The organism is Salinisphaera sp. SWV1 (genome assembly GCF_052044155.1).
Lineage (GTDB): Bacteria > Pseudomonadota > Gammaproteobacteria > Nevskiales > Salinisphaeraceae > Salinisphaera.
In genome coordinates this window covers 113,440-131,435 of the sequence record NZ_JBQDYE010000003.1, presented here as the reverse complement: position 1 = coordinate 131,435, position 17,996 = coordinate 113,440, and the positions used below count along the sequence as shown (strand labels likewise).

The window sequence follows — 17,996 nt, the reverse complement described above, 5'->3', positions numbered from 1 at the left end:
CCGAATCGGTGAGTGTTATCATGATCGGCCGATCGATAACCGCCAGACCGGATCGAGGATATGAGCGAGTTCAAGGGCATTCCCGTGGTCACCGGGACCAAGGTGAGCAAACCCAACGGCACGCGCGCCATCAAGAACGGCATGAAGGCCTCCAAGAAGGCGGCCGCGGTGCCGATCGGGCGCAAGCCGGACTGGCTGCGCGCGCGCCTGCCCTCCGGCGGCGAGTACGCCAGGGTCAAGGACAATGTGCGCCAGCACAAGCTGGCCACGGTGTGCGAGGAGTCGATGTGTCCGAACATCGGCGAATGCTGGACCCACGGCACCGCCACCATCATGATCATGGGCGATACCTGTACCCGCGCCTGCAAGTTCTGCGCGGTGGACACCGGCAATCCGCACGGCTGGCTGGATGCCGACGAGCCGGAGCACTGTGCCGACTCGGTCGAGATCATGGGCCTGAACTATATCGTGCTCACCTCGGTCGATCGCGACGATCTGGCCGACGGCGGCGCGCAGCACTATGCCGATTGCGTGAAGGCGATCAAGCGGCGCACGCCGGAAACACGGGTGGAAGCGCTGGCACCGGACTTCCGCGGCGTGGAAGCGCATGTCGAGACCGTGGTCGATTCGGGCCTCGAGGTATTCGCCCAGAACGTCGAGACCGTCAAGCGCCTGACCCATTACGTGCGTGATGCGCGCGCCGGTTACCAGCAGACGCTGGACGTGCTGGCGCATGCCAAGAAACACAATCCGGACGTGTTGACCAAGACATCGGTAATGCTTGGGCTGGGCGAGACCGAGGACGAAATCGCCGAAACGCTGGACGATCTGGCCGCCATCGGCGTCGACATCGTCACCTTCGGCCAGTACCTGCGCCCGACCGTCAATCACCTGCCGATCGATCGCTATGTCCCGCCGGACGACTTCAGGAAATATCGGCAATGGGGCCTGGCGCGCGGTTTCATGGAAGTGGTCTCCGGGCCGCTGGTGCGCAGCTCCTATCGCGCCGATCGGGTGTTCGACCAGAACAACGCCGGGCTGGAGGAAACAGCCTGAGCGCCCTATGCGCTTGTCCCCGCGGCCCCGAGCCCGATGCCGCCGATGCCGCAGCGACCGGCCGTGCCGCCGGTCGCTCTGTGACATAGACGCTCAGGCGGCTTGGTCGAGGCCGTCGGCCGGACCGAAGAACTCATAGTGCATCGCCGAATCCGGCACCCGGCGCTGGTCCAGGAGTCGCCGCATCAGGGCCAGCATCGGCTTGGGGCCGCAGAAGTAGTAATCGGCCGGCCGATCACCGACCAGCGCATCGAGCAGGGCGTGGTCGATCAGGCCGCGGCTCGCGTCGTCGCTATCCGTCGGATCATCGGCCGCCGGCTCGCTGTAGCGGACATGGATGCGCAGGTTGTCGTGTGCGGCGGCGAGCGCGTCGATTTCGTCGCTGAACGGGCGCAGTCGGCGTTCACGCACGGCCTGTACGAGCACGATGTCGCGCTTGGGGTCGGTTTCCACGGCGGCATGCAGCATCGACAACAGCGGCGTGATGCCGACCCCGCCGGCCAGCAGTACCAGCGGTCGTGAGGCGTCGTCCGCCTGCAGGGTAAATTCACCGCAGGGCGGGCTGAGCCGAACATGGTCGCCGACGGCCAATTGGTCGTGCGCGTAGTTCGAGAATTTGCCGTTGGGCGCGTTCGCCGCCGGGGCGTCCTCGCGTTTGATGCTGATCCGATAGTACGGCGTGCCCGGTGCGTTCGACAGGCTGTAGTTGCGCAGCGCGCTGTCGCCGTCGGGCAATTCGGTCTGGATGGCCACGTATTGCCCCGGGCGATGTGCCGCCAGCGACTGGCCGTCGACCGGTTCCAGATACAGCGACACGATATTGTCGGCGGCCGGTTCGCGGCGCGTGACGACGAACCGCTTGAAGCCGGACCAGCCGTCGCGGGCCGCCTGCTCGGCGTAGATCTGGCGCTCGCGCTCGATGAAGATATCGGCCAGTTGGCCGTAGGCGGCGGCCCATGCATCGATGACTTCGTCGGTGGCGGCCTCGCCCAGTACCTCGCGGACGGCGGCCAGGAGATTCTCGCCCACGATCGGGTAGTGTTCCGGTGCGATTCCCAGCGAGGCATGCTTTTGCGCGATCAATTCGACCGCATCGGCCAGGGCCGACGGGTTGTCGATGTGCTGGGCATAGGCACAGACCGCGTTCGACAAGGCTTTCTGCTGGCGGCCGGAGAGCTGGTGGGCCGGGTTGAAATAGGCCTTGACCTCGGGATTGTGACTGAACATCCGCGCGTACATGGTGCGGGCCAGCGTTTCACCGTGTTCGTTGAGAAGCGGGACGGTTGCCTTGATCGCGGCGGTCTGCTGCGCTGTGAGCATGGAGGGCTCTCCTGGGTTTAAAAAAGCATGTGATATACCAATTTAAATGAGTATATATTCTGCCGATTCAGAGTCAAGATTCCGCCCATGCAACTGACCACCCATACGGATTACGCGCTGCGCCTGCTGATCTATCTCGGCGTGCGCGATGCCACCGAGCCGGCTCGTGTCCAGGAGGTCGCGGCTCGCTATGCCATATCGAGCCATCACGTGGCCAAGGTGGCACAGACGCTGGTGCAGCTCGGCTATATCCACAGCTATCGGGGGCGCGGGGGCGGGCTGTTGCTGGCCGTACCGGTTGAGAGCATCAATATCGGCACCCTGGTGCGCCAGACCGAGAATCTGCGACTGCTGGAGTGCTTCGGGCCGGATTCGACCTGCCCCATCGATCCGGTTTGCGGTCTCAAGCACGTGCTGGGGGCGGCGCAGCAGGCGTTTCTGGCGGTGCTGGACGGTTATACGCTGGATCGCCTGGTCTCCAACCGGGCGGAGCTGTCGGCGTTGCTCGGGCATCCCTGACCCGAAAAAAGCAAAAAAACCCGGCGCGCCGAGGCGGGCCGGGGTGTGACGGTCTGGCGCCGGGATCAGGCCAGCGGCGGCTGCCCGTTGGAGGCCGACAGGCCGCCGTCGACCGGCAGGTTCACGCCGTTGATGAAACGGGCATCGTCGCTGGCCAGGAACACGATCACGTCGCCGACTTCCTCGGCCTCGGCACCGCGACCCATGGGAATACGCTCGGCGAACTTCGCCATCAGGTCGTCTTTTTCGAACATGTCGTCGGTGAGCTCGGAGCGGGTCAGGCTCGGGCAGACCGCGTTCACGCGCACGCCGGTATTGACGTAGTCCAGTGCCACCGCACGGGTGAAGTTGCTCACCGCGCCCTTGCTGGTGTTGTAGGTGGCAAACGACCAGTCGCCGCCCAGGCCCGACACCGACGACGTGTTGACGATGGAGCCGCCGGTCTTTGACAGATGCGGCATGGCGGCGCGCGTGCAGTGGAATACGCCGTCGACGTTGATCGACATCACTTTTTTCCAGTCGTCGTCGGAGACCTCGGAGATCGGACCGCCCGAGGCCACGCCGGCGTTGTTGACCAGCACATCCAGGCGGCCGAATCGATCGATGACGGCCTTGAACAGCGCGTCGACCTGATCGGCATCGGAGACGTCGGCGGCATGGATCATCAGCGTGTTCTTGTCCGCGACATCGCCGAACAGGGCCTCGAGTTTTTCGCGGGTGCGCCCCACGAGCACCACGTTGGCGCCCTCGGCAGCGAATCGCCTGGCGGTGGCGGCGCCGATACCCGAGCCGGCGCCGGTGACGACCACGGTCTTGCCGGAAAATCGTTCAGTCATGGATCCATCCTTTCGATAAAAAAGCGCCGCCGGCTGGGCCGGGCGGCGCCTTGAAGCCAGTGACCGCGACTATGACGCGTTGTGCGTCACAACCCAAGTCCGGGCCGCTACGCTACGGCAGGGTAGCGTTCGGTCAGTTGTCGAACACCATGATGCCCCAGGCCAGCCGGCCGGCCGATCCGGCGTCCACCCAGTGCTGCAGGCCTTTCTTCATGTTGGCGATATAGGTCTCGGATATCCGGCCGTCGAGCTCGCCGCGGCGGGCGTCGAGTTCACGGTGGATCCGGTCATAGTGGCGCGGGACCTGCTCGGTGTGGTCCTCGAAGGTGCGCTCGGTCAGACCGCGCCGCGTCAGCTGTTCGCGGTAGAAGCCGGGCGAGCCCATGGTCTCCAGCTGAATGCGGTCAAGCACCGGCTGCAGGACCTCGGCTGCCACGCCGTCGGCCGACATCGGGTCGGTGAATACGAACACGCCGCCCGGCTTCAATACGCGCACGACCTCGTCGAGCACGCGCGGCCGATTGCCGGAATGCAGGATCGCATCCTGCGACCAGACCACATCGAAGCGGTCGGCATCAAAGGGAACATTCTCGAAATTGCCGTCGACGATGGTGACCTTGTCGTCCAGGCCGCGTTCGGCGGTCTGCCGGCGACCGCGCTCGTTCTGGACCTCGGACAGGTTCAGCGACACGACCTCGGCGCCGTATTTCCCGGCAATATAGCGGGCCGACCCGCCATAGCCGCCACCGATATCCAACACCCGGGCATCCGGGCCGAGCTTGTCGGCCACCAACTCGGCCATGCGGGCGACGGTGCGATGGCTGGCCTCGGTGACCGGCTCGTCGTCGGACTGGTACAGGCCGATGTGGATATCCTCGCCGCCCCAGAGGCTGGAGTAGAAATTATCGGCGTCGTCGCTGTTGTAGTAGTTCTGGGCGGTCCTGACCGCCTCGGAATACTCGCTCATCGGTTCCCCCTCGTTTTATTCGCTGACGTCGTCGTCTTCGTCGGCCGAGAGATAGCTCTTCTCCGCGACATTGATGAAGAAATCCGGATCGTCCTCGCGATAGCTCGACTGGAAATCGCCGAAGGTGGTCACGCGCTGGAAACCGACCTGGTGCATCAGGTCGTGCACATAGGCCTTGCGTAGCGGGAACATGTTCAGGTGGTAGACGGAGCCGTCGTCCGAGAATTCATAACGGAAGCGCGCCAGACCCTCGTCGACATGCTCGGGCTGGGCGGACACGCCTTCGCCGCAGTAATAGAACTTATGGCTCGGGCCGCCGGTCTTGCCGTCGAGCAGGGCATCGTAATTGCGCTGGTCGAGGATGAGGATGCCGTCGTGCTTGAGCATCGAGTAGAACTCGGCGAGCGTGCGGCGCCGGTCGTGTTCGTTGAAGATATGGGTGAAGGAGTTGCCGAGACAGATGATCGCGTCATAGCGACCGACCATGTCGCGGGTCATCCAGCGCCAGTCGGTGTGTACGGTCTTGAGGATGAAGCCGCGCTCGCGGGCGTTATCGAACGCCTTGCTGAGCATCTGGGGGCTGCCGTCGACGCTGGCGACTTCGAAGCCGGCGCGCAGCAGCTGGACGGAATGGAAGCCGGTGCCGCAGGCTGCATCGATGACCGTCTCGCAGCCGTACTTCTTGAGTACATCGATGAAAAAACTGCCTTCGCTGGCCGCCCGGCCGTCCCAGTCGATCAGGTCGTCCCAGCGTTCGACGAAATCGTGCACGTATTCGTGCTGGTAGTGGTCGGTTTCGCGGATTTCGGTCGGCTGGTCGCCAAAGTCCTGCGTGCGTTGAAACATGGGATCGACCGTGGGATCGCTAGTCATACGCAAATGCCTCCGTAGCAGCCGTTGCAGCGCTTCAAGCGCCGGCCGCGAGCTTTTCAAATGATGCCCTGTCACCGTATGCACAGACCGCACCGACTTCAATTTGCCGCGCACCCCGCTGCGCGCGGGCCGGCCCGCGTTGATCGCGCTGCAAGCCTGTCTGGACAAGGCATCCGCAGGAATACGGAGTTGACAAGTCAATCGTGTACGGCCGATTTGAATCGGGCTGTCATCTGCGCAAACAATATTGCTTGATGCAGCTATTTACCGCCCTCTACGCACGTCTCGATGCCACCACGGCGACCAACTCGAAGGTGGCTGCGATGCGCGATTACTTCGCCGAAGCGCCGCCGGCCGATGCCGCCTGGGCGGTATCATTCCTCTGCGGACGGCGGATCAAGCGGCTGATCGCCGGGCCGAAGCTGCGGGAATGGGTGGCCGAGGCGATCGACATGCCGATGTGGCTGGTCGAGGAGAGTTATGCGGCGGTCGGCGATTCGGCCGAAACCATGACGCTGTTGCTCGACCAGATCGGCTCGAGCGAGGCCGGGCTCGACGTGCCGCTGCACGAGTGGGTCGAGAACCGCATTCTGCCGCTCAAAAACCTCAGCGAGGCCGAACAGAAAGCATGTTTGTACGGCTATTGGCGCGAACTGCCGACCGAGGCACGTTTCACGCTCAACAAACTGCTCACCGGCGCCTTCCGTGTGGGCGTCTCGCGGCGGCTGGTCACGCGGGCGCTCGCCGAATATGCCGGCATCGAGCCGGCCCGGTTGGCCCGTCGATTGATGGGACGCTGGCAACCCACCCCGGAATTCTTCGAGCGCCTGGTCGACCCTGAGGACCACGGTGAGGATGCGGCGCAGCCGTACCCGTTCTTCCTGGCCTCGCCGATCGAGAATGCGCCGATCGAGACGATCGCCGACCTCGGCCCGGCCGGAAACTGGCACGCCGAATGGAAATGGGACGGCATCCGGGCCCAGCTCATCCGGCGTGCTGGAGAATGTCATATCTGGTCGCGCGGCGAGGACTTGATGGAAGGCCGCTTTCCGGAACTGGAGGCCGCCGCGGCCGCGCTGCCCGACGGCTGTGTGCTGGACGGCGAGATCCTGGCCTGGGCCGCCGGCGACAGCCTGCCGCTGCCGTTCGCCCGCCTGCAGCGCCGTATCGGCCGGCTCAAGCCCTCGGCCAACATGCAGCAAAAACATCCGGTGCGGTTCTTTGCCTACGACCTGATGGAACACGAAGGCGTCGACATCCGTGAACAGCCGCTGGAGGATCGGCGGGCGCGCCTGGGCGACGTGCTCGTTGGCATCGACGAACGCATCGCGCTATCGGAAAGCCTGGCCGCCGGCTCCTGGGACGAACTCGCCGCCCTGCGCGAGCGCGCCCGCGAATATGCCACCGAGGGTTTCGTGCTCAAACGGCTTGGCTCGCCGTATCGGGTCGGGCGCATACGCGGCGATTGGTGGAAATGGAAGATCGATCCGTTTTCGGTGGATGCGGTACTGCTCTATGCCCAGCCGGGCTCGGGCCGGCGTTCGAACCTGTTGACCGACTATACCTTCGCCGTCTGGGACGGCGACGCGTTGGTGCCGTTCGCCAAGGCCTACTCCGGGCTTACCGACAAAGAGATTCGCCAGGTGGATGCCTGGATCCGAAAAAACACCAAAGAGCGTTTCGGCCCGGTGCGCTCGGTGACGCCGCAACATGTCTTCGAGCTGCATTTCGAGGGCATCCAGGCCTCGAACCGGCATAAATCCGGTATTGCCGTGCGCTTCCCGCGCATCGCCCGCTGGCGTACTGACAAGCCGCTGGAAGAGGCGGATACGCTCGACAATGTCAAGGCGCTGCTGCCGCCCAGCGAACGCGCCGAACTCGGCTGAACGCGATGGTCTGTTGTCGTGTCCGGTTCCGGTAGCATCGCGGCTTCAAGGCGAAGCGGGCGTGGCCGATGAGTTTTTCCTTCCAGCAACTGCGTTATTTCGTGGCCGTGGCCGAGATCGGTTCGATCTCCGGTGCGGCGCGCGAGTTGTTTGCCTCGCAGTCGACGATCACCGAGGCGATCAAGTCGCTGGAGTCGGACCTGGGCGTGACGCTGGTGCAGCGCCATGCCCGCGGCATGGCGCTCACCCATCGCGGCCATACCTTCCTGCGTCATGCCCAGCGTATTCTGGCCGAGGTCAGCCATGCACGATCGGCGTTCAACGCCGGGCGCCAGCGCATCACGGGTACGCTCAATCTGGGCGTCACGTCTCTGGTGGCCGGCTACGCGCTGCCGGAACTGCTGGCGCGCTATCGACGGGCATTCCCGGCCACCGCGGTGTCGGTGTATGAAGACAGCCCCGAATATCTCGAGCATTTCCTGCTGGGCGGCGAACTCGACGTGGCGTTGTTATTCCTGTCGGCGCTTGGCGAGCCTTCGGCATTCAACAGCGCGGTGATTCAGCGTTACCCTTTCCGGCTCTGGGTGCCGTTCGGCCACCGCCTGGCCGAGGAAGGGCGGGTACAGCGCGCCCGGCTGGTCGACGAGCACTATGTCCTGCTCAATCTCGACGAAATCCAGGCTTCGACCGAAGCGTTATGGCGCGACATGCGCCAGACGCCGCGCATCGCGTATCGCACGACCTCGGTGGAGGCCGTGCGCAGCCTCATCGCAACCGGCGCCGGCGTGTCGGTGTTACCCGATCTGATGTACCGCCCCTGGTCGCTGGAAGGCGATCGCATCGGCGTGGCCGAGTTGGTCGATGCGCTGGAGCCGGTAGCGGTCGGCGTGGTTTCGCGTCGCGGCACGCGGCTGTCGGCGGCAGCGTCGGCCTTCGTGGAGATGGCGCTTGAAAAGACTTCGCCCGGGCCCGGCTGAATCGCAGCCGGTTGGGTCGACCGGCGCATTTGAATGCAGGTCTTTGTCGGGGCATAGGTTTCGTTTTTTCCGATAGCGCTTTTCTATTTTTTGTTATTGCGATAACGCGGCGCGTTTGCGGATACTCGAATGAACACGGATTGACGCGGGATGCTGCGTCTGATCCGCGATCATTCGAGGAGAGCAGGCATGCAGCAGGGCGGCCAGAACAATATCCCCACCGCGCTCCTGATCGGCGACGAGAACGTCGCCGGCCAGGGCGATTCCGAGACCATTCTCAACCCGTTCACAGGGGCGGCGATCGGCGCGATCCCCGAGGCCACCGCCGGCCAGGTCGATGCCGCGGTGGCAGCCGCGCGAGCCGCGTTCGAGCCCTGGTCGCGCCGTACGCCGGGCGATCGCTCGGCGGTACTGCTGGCGCTGGCCGATGTGATCGAGCGGCATGCCGACGAGTTCGTGCGACTGGAAGCCATGAACTGCGGCAAGCCGGCACATATCGTGGCCGCCGAGGAGTTGCCGGCGACCGTGGATGTGATTCGCTTTTTCGCCGGGGCGGCGCGCTGCATGTCGACCAGCGCGGCCGGCGAATACATGGCCGGCTACACCTCGATGGTGCGGCGCGACGCGGTCGGCGTGATCGGTTCCATCGTGCCCTGGAACTACCCGTTGATGATGGCCGCCTGGAAATTCGCCCCGGCGCTGGCGGCCGGCAATACGGTGGTCCTCAAACCCTCCGAACAGACGCCGCTGACCGCGCTGCTGCTGGCGAAGATCGCCGGCGATGCGCTGCCGGCGGGCGTGCTCAACATCGTCACCGGGCGCGGCGAGACGGTCGGCGATCGGCTGGTAAACCACGATGGCATCGACATGGTCTCGCTGACCGGCGATATCGCCACCGGCAAGAAGATCCTGACGGCTGCCTCCAAGAGCGTGAAGCGCACCCATCTGGAACTGGGCGGCAAGGCGCCGGTGGTGGTGTTCGACGATGCCGATCTGGCGGCGGTGGTCGAGGGCGTGCGCACCTTCGGCTATTTCAACGCCGGCCAGGACTGTACGGCCGCCTGTCGCGTCTATGCCGGGCCGAAGATCTACGACCGGCTGGTCGCGGATCTGTCGTCGGCGGTTTCCGGCATCGCCTATGGCCGGTCCGAGGATGCCGCCAACGAGATCCCGCCACTGATCTCCGCGCGCCAGCGTGATCGGGTGGCCAGTTTCGTCGAGCGCGCCTCTGAACTGCGGCATACCGAGATCACCACCGGCGGCCGGGTTGCCGACGGCGATGGCTTCTTCTACCAGCCGACCGTGATCGCCGGCGCGCTGCAGGAAGACGAGATCGTGCGCCGCGAGGTGTTCGGGCCGGTGGTGTCGGTCACGCGTTTCGACCACGACGATCAGGCGATCGCCTGGGCCAACGACTCCAGTTACGGTCTGGCTTCGTCGGTGTGGACGGCCGACGTCGGCCGGGCGATGGATGCGTCGGCCCGCATGCGCTATGGCTGCACGTGGGTGAACTGCCACTTCATGCTCTGCAACGAAATGCCCCACGGCGGCATCAAGCAGTCCGGCTATGGCAAGGATATGTCGATGTATTCGCTGGAGGATTACACCGCCGTCCGGCACGTCATGGTCAAGCATTGATGAACGGCTCCGCGCCCGCTCGCGCAACCGTCACGGCCGACGACAGCATCGTCCGGCTGGCCGGCGTCGGCAAGACGTTTGGCGCCACGGTGGCGGTGGAAACGCTGAATCTTGATATCCGGCGTGGTGAGTTCTTCACGCTGCTCGGCCCGTCGGGCTCGGGCAAGACGACGACCCTGCGCATGATCGCGGGTTTCGAGCGGCCGAGTGCCGGCACGATCGATATCGACGGGCGCGATGTGACCAAAACAGCGCCCTATGACCGCGATATCAACACGATCTTCCAGGACTATGCGCTGTTCCCGCACATGAGTGTGGCCAAGAACGTGGCCTACGGCCTGCAGGCCAAGCGGGTCGGCCGGCGCGAGATTCCGCAGCGCGTGGCCGAGGCCCTGCGGGCGGTGCGGCTGGAGAACTACGGCGAGCGCAATCCGGCGCAGCTCTCCGGCGGTCAGCGCCAGCGCGTCGCACTCGCCCGGGCGATCGTCAACCGACCACGGGTGCTGCTGCTCGACGAGCCGCTCGGTGCGCTCGATCTTAAGTTGCGCCAGGAGATGCAGCACGAGCTCAAACGCATTCAGGCCGAGGTGGCGATCACTTTCATCTACGTAACCCACGACCAGGAAGAAGCGTTGACCATGAGCGATCGCATCGCCGTGTTCAACGAAGGCCGCATCGAACAGATCGGGGACCCGGTGGCGCTTTACGAGCGGCCGGCAAGCGAATTCGTGGCCAACTTCGTGGGGACATCGAATTTCGTCAAGCGTGGCGGTGCCCGTTTTGTGCTGCGGCCGGAGAAGATCCGGCTGGCCCTCCATGCCGAGGCGTTCGCCGCCGACGGCTGGCAGGTCGAGCCGGGACGGATCGAGTTCAAGGAATTCGTGGGCATGTTCGCGCGCTATACGGTCGCGCTCGATGCCGGCGAGCGGGTCGTGGTGACCGAACAGAATCTACCGGGGCACTCGGTCTTCGACCGCGTGGCCGCGGGGGACGCCGTGCACGTCGCATGGCACCGGGACAGCCTGTATGCGCTGCCCGGCGACGTTTGACTTAACAATCTGGGTGACTCGGACAGTGTCCGAGGGAGGGTGGATCGATGAAAATAATACGTAATCGGGTTTCAACGGCCGTGGCCGGCGGCATGACGGCGGTATGGCTCACGCTGGGCGTGGCGGCCACGGCGGCCACGGCGGCGCCGGTCAAGGCCGATTATCCGGCCAAGGTGGGCAAGGGCGAGGGCCAGCTCAATCTGGTGGCCTGGGAAGGCTACGCCCAGGATGAATGGGTCAAACCATTCGAGAAACAGACCGGCTGCATGGTGCATCGAAAATATGCCGGTTCCTCGGACGAGATGGTCGCGCTCATGCGCCAGGGCGGCGGCGGCGAATATGATCTCGTGTCGGCCTCAGGCGATGCCTCGCTGCGGCTGATCTACGGCGGCGATGTGCAGCCGGTGAGCGTGAAGCTGATCCCGGCCTGGCAGGATTTCCTGCCGCAGCTGAAATCGCCGCCGAACAACACGGTCAACGGCCTGCACTACGGCGTGTCCTACGAGTGGGGCCCGAACGTGCTGCTCTACAACAGCAAGAAGGTCAGCCCGAAACCGGCCAGCTGGGATGCGATCTACAGCGCGGACCACAAGGGCCAGATCACGGTGCCCGACAACCCGATCCAGATCGCGGACGCCGCGCTCTATTTGAAAGCCCACAAGCCGGAGCTGGGCATCAAGGATCCCTACGAGCTCACGCAGAAACAGCTCGCCGCGGCGGTCGATCTGCTGCAGAAGCAACGGCCGCTGATCAAGAAATACTGGGCCCAGGCCTCGGACGAGATCGAGCTGTTCAAGAACGGCGACGCGGTGGTGGGTGCGGCCTGGCCGTACATGACCAACGCGCTGCAAAAAGACGGCGTGCCGGTCGCGGACACCATCCCGAAGGAGGGCGCGACCGGCTGGTCGGATACCTGGATGCTGTCGGCCCACGCCAAGCACCCGAACTGTGCCTACAAGTGGATGCAGTATGTCTCCACGCCCAAGGTACAGGCCGAACAGGCCATCTATTTCGGCGAGACGCCGGCCAACAAACAGGCCTGCAGCGCGATGGACAAGATCCAGGATGGCGCCTGCCACAAGTTCCATCTCGATGCGCCGTCGTCCTACTTCGACCAGATCTATTTCTGGAAGACGCCGCGCACCCAATGCGCCGATGGCCAGCACGACTGCACCAGTTATCGCGACTGGCAGCGGGCCTGGCAGCGGGTGAAAGGCTAGCGATGTGGGGCCGGCCGCTGCGAAAAGCGGTCGGCCCGGTCGCGAACAGGGGAGCAGGGCATGCGACGATCCACGGCAGCGCTTGATTTCAATCCGGCCCAGCGTTTCCTGCGGGCGGCTTCGTCCGTGTTGTGGCGGCGGCCGCGCCTGGCCGCAACGGCGCTGCTGGCGCCGCCGATGCTGTGGTTCGTGCTCATCTATCTGGCCGCGCTCGGCATACTTTTTCTATCCGCGTTCTGGACGGTCGATGATTTCACCGGCGAGATCGTGCATCGCTGGACGCTGGTCAACTTCGAAACGCTCGCCACCAGCGAGACCTACCGCGCGATCGCCGGGCGCACGCTCGGTATCGCGGCACTCGTGACCCTCACCGACATCGTGCTGGCCTTTCCCTGTGCCTATTTCATGGCGCGCATCGCCGGGCCGCGACTGCGCGCGACGCTGTTCGTGGTGATGTTGCTGCCAATCTGGCTGAGCTATATCGCCCGCGTCTATGCCTGGCGGCTGATCCTGGCGCACGACGGCGTGCTCAACTGGACGCTGCACGCATTGGGACTGCCGGCAGCGGACATCGGTTACACCAACACGGCGATGTGGCTGGTGTTCTCCTATATCTGGCTGCCATTCATGATCACGCCGATCTATGCCGCCATCGAGCGCGTGCCGGGCTCGCTGTTCGAGGCCTCGGCCGATCTCGGTGCGAAGGGCTTGCGCACCTTCACGAAAGTGACACTGCCGCTGGTGGTGCCCGGCATCATCGCCGGCTCGATCTTCACCTTCTCGCTCACGATGGGCGACTACATCACGCCGATCCTGATCGGCGGGCCGGGCTCGTCGTTCATCGGCAACGTGGTGTATGCCAACGTCGGCATCGCCAACGACATTCCGTTCGCGGCGGCCTTCGCCACGATCCCGGCGCTGGTGATGGTGCTGTACCTGGCCGCGGCGCGCCGGCTCGGCGCGTTCGAGATGATGTAGGGGCGCGATCATGGAAAGCACACTCACCAAATGGCTGCTCGGCATCTGGACGGCGCTGGTCATCGTCTTTCTGTTCGTGCCGATCGCGATCATCGTGGTCTATGCCTTCAATCCGTCGAATATCCAGAGCTGGCCGATTCCCGGGCTGTCGCTGAAATGGTTCCCGGCCGCCTGGCACAATCGCGAGATCCGGCACGCGCTGTGGCTGTCGATCAAGGCCGCGCTGCTGGCCACCACCATTTCGGTCGTTCTCGGCACGGCCGCAGCCTTTGCCGTGCATCGCTTTCGGTTCTTCGGCCGCGACGCGGTGTCGTTCATCGTCGTGCTGCCGATCGCGCTGCCGGGCGTGCTCACCGGTATCGCGCTCAATTCCTTCTTCGGCTTCTGGCACGTCGGGCTGTCGTACTGGACCATCGTGATCGGCCACGCGACCTTCTGTATCGTCATCGTCTACAACAACGTCATCGCGCGCCTGCGCCGTATCTCCGGCTCGCTGCGCGAGGCGTCGATGGACCTCGGCGCCGATGCCTTCTCGACCTTCCGGCGCATCACGCTGCCGATGCTGTCCACCGCACTCATCTCCGGCGCGCTGCTGGCCTTTGCCCTGTCGCTGGACGAAGTGATCGTGACCACGTTCACGGCCGGTGCGCAGAACACGCTGCCGCTTTGGATCTTCGGCGCCATCCGCCTCGGCCAGCGCCTGCCGGAGGTGAACGTGGTGGTCACGGTCGTGATGCTCGCCACGCTCGTTCCGGTGATTCTGGCCTATCGCCTGATGAACCGCGCGCCGGCCGATACCGGCAAATAACGCATCGCCGGGGCGGTTGATCGCGTATTCGTTCAGCAGCCAGCCGCTCCGCGGCTGGTTTGCTTTGGCCCGGCGTGCCCGCATGTTGTGAGTACGCAATCCTGCGATCGGATGCCGCGATGTCCTACGCCACGCGTGACGACCAAGAGCCCCGAGTGATTCGCTGGGCTGATATGACCTGGCGCGATTACCTGCGCATCGGCGCCGGCGTCTTCTTCTTTTTTCTCGGCGTCGCAGGCCTGGTGCTGCCGATTCTTCAGGGCGTGCTGTTCCTGATCGTCTCCGCGATCCTGCTGGCGCCGTATTCGCGCTGGGTGCAGAAGCAACTCGCGCGCTTCGAGCGCAGGTTCCCGTGGCTGTCGGACAAGGCACGCGGCATCGCCACGCGCTGGAGCCGCAAGAAACCGGCCGATGAGTGAGGCGATCGCGCCGGATCGTGTCGCTGTCGATCCCCGTATCGAGCGTTGGTTCGCCGACCGCGAGTGGCGGATCTTCGATTTCCAGCGCGCGGCCTGGGCCGCCCAGCGCCGCGGCGAATCGGGGCTGATCCATGCGCCGACAGGCACCGGCAAGACGCTGGCTGCCTGGTTCGGCGCGGTCAACGACTGGCTGGCGCGTGTCGACGACGAGTCCGCCACGCCGGGCCTGACCGTGCTCTGGATCACGCCACTGCGCGCACTGGCCGCCGATACCACGCAGCATCTGGCGGCGTCCGTCGCCGAACTGGGCCTGAACTGGACCGTCGAGCGGCGTACCGGCGATACCAGGTCGCACGTCAAGGCGCGCCAGCGCAAGAAGCTGCCGAGCGCCCTGGTGACCACGCCGGAAAGTCTGAATCTGCTGCTGTCCTACGCCAATCACGAGCAGATGTTTGCCGGGCTGCAGTGTGTGGTGGTCGACGAATGGCATGAACTGCTTTCGACCAAGCGCGGCGTGGCGCTCGAACTGGGGCTGTCGCGCCTGCGGGCCATTAATCCGCGGCTGCGAACCTGGGGTGTGTCGGCCACACTGGCCAATCTCGACGAGGCCGGCGACGTGCTCACGGGCGGCCAGCCGGTCACCCATATCCGCGGCGTGGTGCCTTCCACCACCGAAATCACGGCGTTGGTCCCCGAAACCATCGAGCGTTTCTCCTGGGCCGGGCATATGGGCACGCAGATGGTGGCGCCGGTAATCGCCGCGCTCGAAAAAGCCCGGACCACGCTGCTGTTCACCAACACGCGCTCGCAGGCCGAACTCTGGCATCAGGCGCTGATTCGGGCCCGGCCGGACTGGCTGGAGAAAATCGCGCTGCACCACGGCTCGCTCGACCGCGAGCTGCGCGACACGGTCGAGGCGATGATCGCCGATGGCCGGCTGGCCTGCGTGGTGGCCACGTCCAGCCTCGATCTGGGCGTGGATTTCTCGCCGGTCGATCAGGTGATCCAGGTCGGCAGCCCCAAGGGCGTGGCGCGGCTGCTGCAGCGGGCCGGGCGCTCCGGCCATCGCCCCGGCGTGCCCAGTCGGATTCTGTGCGTACCGACCCATGCCTTCGAGCTGGTCGAGATCGCGGCCGCGCGCAAAAAAGCACATGCCGGCGAGCTGGAGGCGCGGCGCCCGCTGACCGGCGCCATCGACGTGCTCGCCCAGCATATCGTCACGCGAGCGCTCGGCAGCACGGGCGCGGGTGGGGTCGCACCCGAGGATCTGCTGGCCGAGGTTCGCAGCACGCATGCCTATCGCGATATCACCGACGACGAATGGCAATGGACGCTGGATTTCGTCACCCGCGGCGGGGCGGCACTCGCGGCTTATCCGGAATTCCGGCGTGTAGATCTCGTCGGCGGCAGCCTCGTCGTCAACGACCCGCGCATCGCGCGGCGGCACCGCATGACCATGGGCACCATCACCTCGGATGCCGCGATGAGCGTGCGCTGGGTCAAGGGCGGCCGGCTCGGCTCGGTCGAGGAACGCTTCATCGCGCAGCTCAAGCCGGGTGACGTGTTTCTGTTCTCCGGGCGGCTGCTGGAGCTGGTGCGCGTGAAGGAGCTGACGGCCTATGTGAAAACAGCCACCCGCAAGAATCGCCAGGTACCGCGCTGGGCGGGCGGGCGCATGGCGATCTCCGGCACGCTCGCGGATGCCATCCGCGAACTGCTCGAAGCCGCTCGAAACAACCACTACGACGAGCCGGAACTGGCCGCGATCCACGATCTGCTGGCAATACAGCAACGCTGGTCGGTGCTGCCGGCCGCCGATGAACTGCTGATCGAGCACGTCACCTCCCGCGAAGGCCGGCACTGGTTCTTCTATCCGTTTGCCGGGCGGCTTGCCCACGAAGGCCTGTCGGCGCTGGTGGCCTGGCGGCTGGCGCGCATGCACAAGGCGACGTTCCGCTTTTCGGTCAACGATTACGGCTTCGAATTGGTCACCCGTTCGAAGGTGGATTTCACCGAGAATGAACTGCGAGCCGCGTTGCCGGAAGACAATCTCGTGGACGATCTGCTGACCTGTCTCAATGCGTCGGAGCTGGCCAAACACGCCTTTCGCGATATCGCGCGTATCGCCGGGCTGGTATTTCCCGGTTACCCGGGTACATCCAAGAGCGCGCGCCAGATCCAGGCCTCCAGCGGGTTGGTCTACGACGTCCTGGCGCGTTACGACGCCGAAAATCGCCTGCTGGGACAGGCGCGCCGGGAAGTGCTTGAGCGGGAGCTGGAGATCGGACGGCTGCGATCCGCGCTCGCCGCGATTGCGGACCAGTCGATCCGGCTGGCCGAGCCGCCGCGGCTCACGCCGCTCGGTTTTCCGCTCTGGGTCGAGCGGGTGGCCAGTCAGGTGACCGGGGAATCCTGGCGTGATCGGGTCGAGCGCATGACCGTGCAGCTCGAAAAAGCGGCGGATAAGAAATCGGGGCGTTGAGTTCCGGTCATGGATGCCGGACGATTCGCGAGGTGCGCAGTGGTTCGGGTTTCGCACTGCAGTGCGAGCCCCTTCTTTTGCTTGCCCAAAGAGGGTGTAGACAAACCCTTATTCCGCCTACCGAATTTAAAAACAATGTCTTGGGTTTAGGTCGGATTAGCGCGCAGCGCGCGACCCGACGCTCAATCGGCGAGTGCCGAGGCTCGGCTGTCGGATTACGGTGCAAGCACCTAATCCACCTACGTAACGATCTGATATTGCGTTTATCACCGGCAGTTAAGTTGTCTACACCCTCAAAAAAAAGAAGGAACCAAGAAAAGGGCACCCGCATCGGCGCCGACTTTGCCGGTGCCGTACGAGGCGAGGAGCAGGGTTTTCCCGGCGTAGCCGGGATGCGACCGCCGGCGTTCGGCATGAGCCCCACGCTACGACTCGTCCGGTTCGACCCGCCGAAGGTCGCATCCCACAGCTTAGCTGCGGGAAGGCCCTGCTCCGCTTCTCGGGGCGACACTCCGATGCTCGCGGCGACGCGATGCGGCAAAAACTCCGACGGCTTTGGCCGTCCTCAGACAGCTTGCCGCACCGGCGCAGTGCGCCGGACACCCGTCGCCGCTGCGCGTCTCCGTCGCCTCAGACGGGAGGTAATACAGACACGAACTCCGTTACCTCGCGCGCCGTGCCTGTATTCGGGTTCCCTTGAGCGCAGCGCCGAGCAGTGGAGGCCGAAAGAGGAGCAAGACAGCCGTGTGTCTGAGTGCCGCGTAGCGGCGCGAGTTTCGCGGCTGTCCCTCTTGCGGCCGGAGCCGCGCAGGGCACCGATGCGAAAAGCATCGGCGCAAGGTAGGGTGTCGTTTCCTTTGCTTCCTTTCGTTGGGACAAGCAAACGAAAGGGAGTCGCGCTACAGCGCGAAACCTCAAGTAACGCGAAACTCGCGAGTTTTCCAAGCGCGAACGCTCGAAGGCGGAGG

15 protein-coding genes are annotated in these 17,996 nt (G+C 64.8%); 11 read left to right on the top strand and 4 right to left on the bottom strand.

Features of this window, described 5'->3' with window-relative positions; translation table 11 throughout:
- Positions 1–60: 60 nt before the first annotated feature.
- Complete coding sequence (lipA, locus tag ACS8YF_RS02635; RefSeq protein WP_440848664.1) at positions 61–1,056, top strand: lipoyl synthase; 996 nt, start codon at positions 61–63, stop codon at positions 1,054–1,056.
- Positions 1,057–1,149: 93 nt separating this feature from the next.
- Here lipA and hmpA read toward each other — a convergent pair whose 3' ends face one another.
- Positions 1,150–2,376, bottom strand: coding sequence for an NO-inducible flavohemoprotein (gene hmpA / locus ACS8YF_RS02630; RefSeq protein WP_440848663.1), 1,227 nt, complete (start codon positions 2,374–2,376; stop codon positions 1,150–1,152).
- A gap of 87 nt (positions 2,377–2,463) precedes the next feature.
- On the opposite strand from hmpA, the gene ACS8YF_RS02625 reads away from it, so the two are divergent.
- Positions 2,464–2,895, top strand: a complete 432-nt coding sequence (locus tag ACS8YF_RS02625; RefSeq protein WP_440848662.1) for an RrF2 family transcriptional regulator — start codon at positions 2,464–2,466, stop codon at positions 2,893–2,895.
- A gap of 65 nt (positions 2,896–2,960) precedes the next feature.
- Here ACS8YF_RS02625 and ACS8YF_RS02620 read toward each other — a convergent pair whose 3' ends face one another.
- The 3 genes from ACS8YF_RS02620 to ACS8YF_RS02610 all read right to left on the bottom strand — a co-directional run bounded on the left by ACS8YF_RS02620 (position 2,961) and on the right by ACS8YF_RS02610 (position 5,571).
- Positions 2,961–3,731 (bottom strand): SDR family NAD(P)-dependent oxidoreductase, encoded by a 771-nt coding sequence (locus tag ACS8YF_RS02620; RefSeq protein ID WP_440848661.1) that lies wholly within the window; start codon positions 3,729–3,731, stop codon positions 2,961–2,963.
- A 133-nt stretch (positions 3,732–3,864) separates the two neighbouring features.
- Complete coding sequence (locus ACS8YF_RS02615) at positions 3,865–4,698, bottom strand: SAM-dependent methyltransferase (protein WP_440848660.1); 834 nt, start codon at positions 4,696–4,698, stop codon at positions 3,865–3,867.
- A 15-nt stretch (positions 4,699–4,713) separates the two neighbouring features.
- A complete protein-coding gene (locus ACS8YF_RS02610) occupies positions 4,714–5,571 on the bottom strand; it encodes a glycine/sarcosine N-methyltransferase (RefSeq protein WP_440848659.1) in 858 nt (285 codons plus the stop codon).
- Positions 5,572–5,825: 254 nt separating this feature from the next.
- Between ACS8YF_RS02610 and ACS8YF_RS02605 the strand changes: the two genes are divergently transcribed.
- The 9 genes from ACS8YF_RS02605 (at position 5,826) to ACS8YF_RS02565 (ending at position 17,028) form a co-directional block, all read left to right on the top strand.
- On the top strand, positions 5,826–7,457 hold the full coding sequence (locus ACS8YF_RS02605; protein ID WP_440848658.1) for an ATP-dependent DNA ligase: 1,632 nt from the start codon (positions 5,826–5,828) through the stop codon (positions 7,455–7,457).
- A gap of 68 nt (positions 7,458–7,525) precedes the next feature.
- On the top strand, positions 7,526–8,434 hold the full coding sequence (locus ACS8YF_RS02600; RefSeq protein WP_440848657.1) for a LysR family transcriptional regulator: 909 nt from the start codon (positions 7,526–7,528) through the stop codon (positions 8,432–8,434).
- Positions 8,435–8,647: 213 nt separating this feature from the next.
- Positions 8,648–10,072 (top strand): gamma-aminobutyraldehyde dehydrogenase, encoded by a 1,425-nt coding sequence (locus ACS8YF_RS02595; RefSeq protein WP_440848695.1) that lies wholly within the window; start codon positions 8,648–8,650, stop codon positions 10,070–10,072.
- Positions 10,072–11,121 (top strand): ABC transporter ATP-binding protein, encoded by a 1,050-nt coding sequence (locus ACS8YF_RS02590; protein WP_440848656.1) that lies wholly within the window; start codon positions 10,072–10,074, stop codon positions 11,119–11,121. The genes ACS8YF_RS02595 and ACS8YF_RS02590 overlap by 1 nt, the downstream gene beginning before the upstream one ends.
- Positions 11,122–11,168: 47 nt before the next feature.
- Entirely contained in the window at positions 11,169–12,341 is a 1,173-nt protein-coding gene (locus ACS8YF_RS02585) for an ABC transporter substrate-binding protein (protein ID WP_440848655.1), read from the top strand.
- Positions 12,342–12,401: 60 nt separating this feature from the next.
- Positions 12,402–13,319, top strand: coding sequence for an ABC transporter permease (locus tag ACS8YF_RS02580; protein WP_440848654.1), 918 nt, complete (start codon positions 12,402–12,404; stop codon positions 13,317–13,319).
- Between the two features lie 10 nt (positions 13,320–13,329).
- Positions 13,330–14,127 carry an ABC transporter permease gene (locus ACS8YF_RS02575; protein WP_440848653.1) on the top strand — a complete coding sequence of 266 codons (798 nt, stop codon included), beginning with the start codon at positions 13,330–13,332 and terminating at the stop codon, positions 14,125–14,127.
- A gap of 155 nt (positions 14,128–14,282) precedes the next feature.
- Entirely contained in the window at positions 14,283–14,546 is a 264-nt protein-coding gene (locus ACS8YF_RS02570) for a hypothetical protein (protein WP_440848652.1), read from the top strand.
- A complete protein-coding gene (locus tag ACS8YF_RS02565) occupies positions 14,539–17,028 on the top strand; it encodes a ligase-associated DNA damage response DEXH box helicase (protein WP_440848651.1) in 2,490 nt (829 codons plus the stop codon). The genes ACS8YF_RS02570 and ACS8YF_RS02565 overlap by 8 nt, the downstream gene beginning before the upstream one ends.
- The last annotated feature ends 968 nt before the right edge of the window (positions 17,029–17,996 follow it).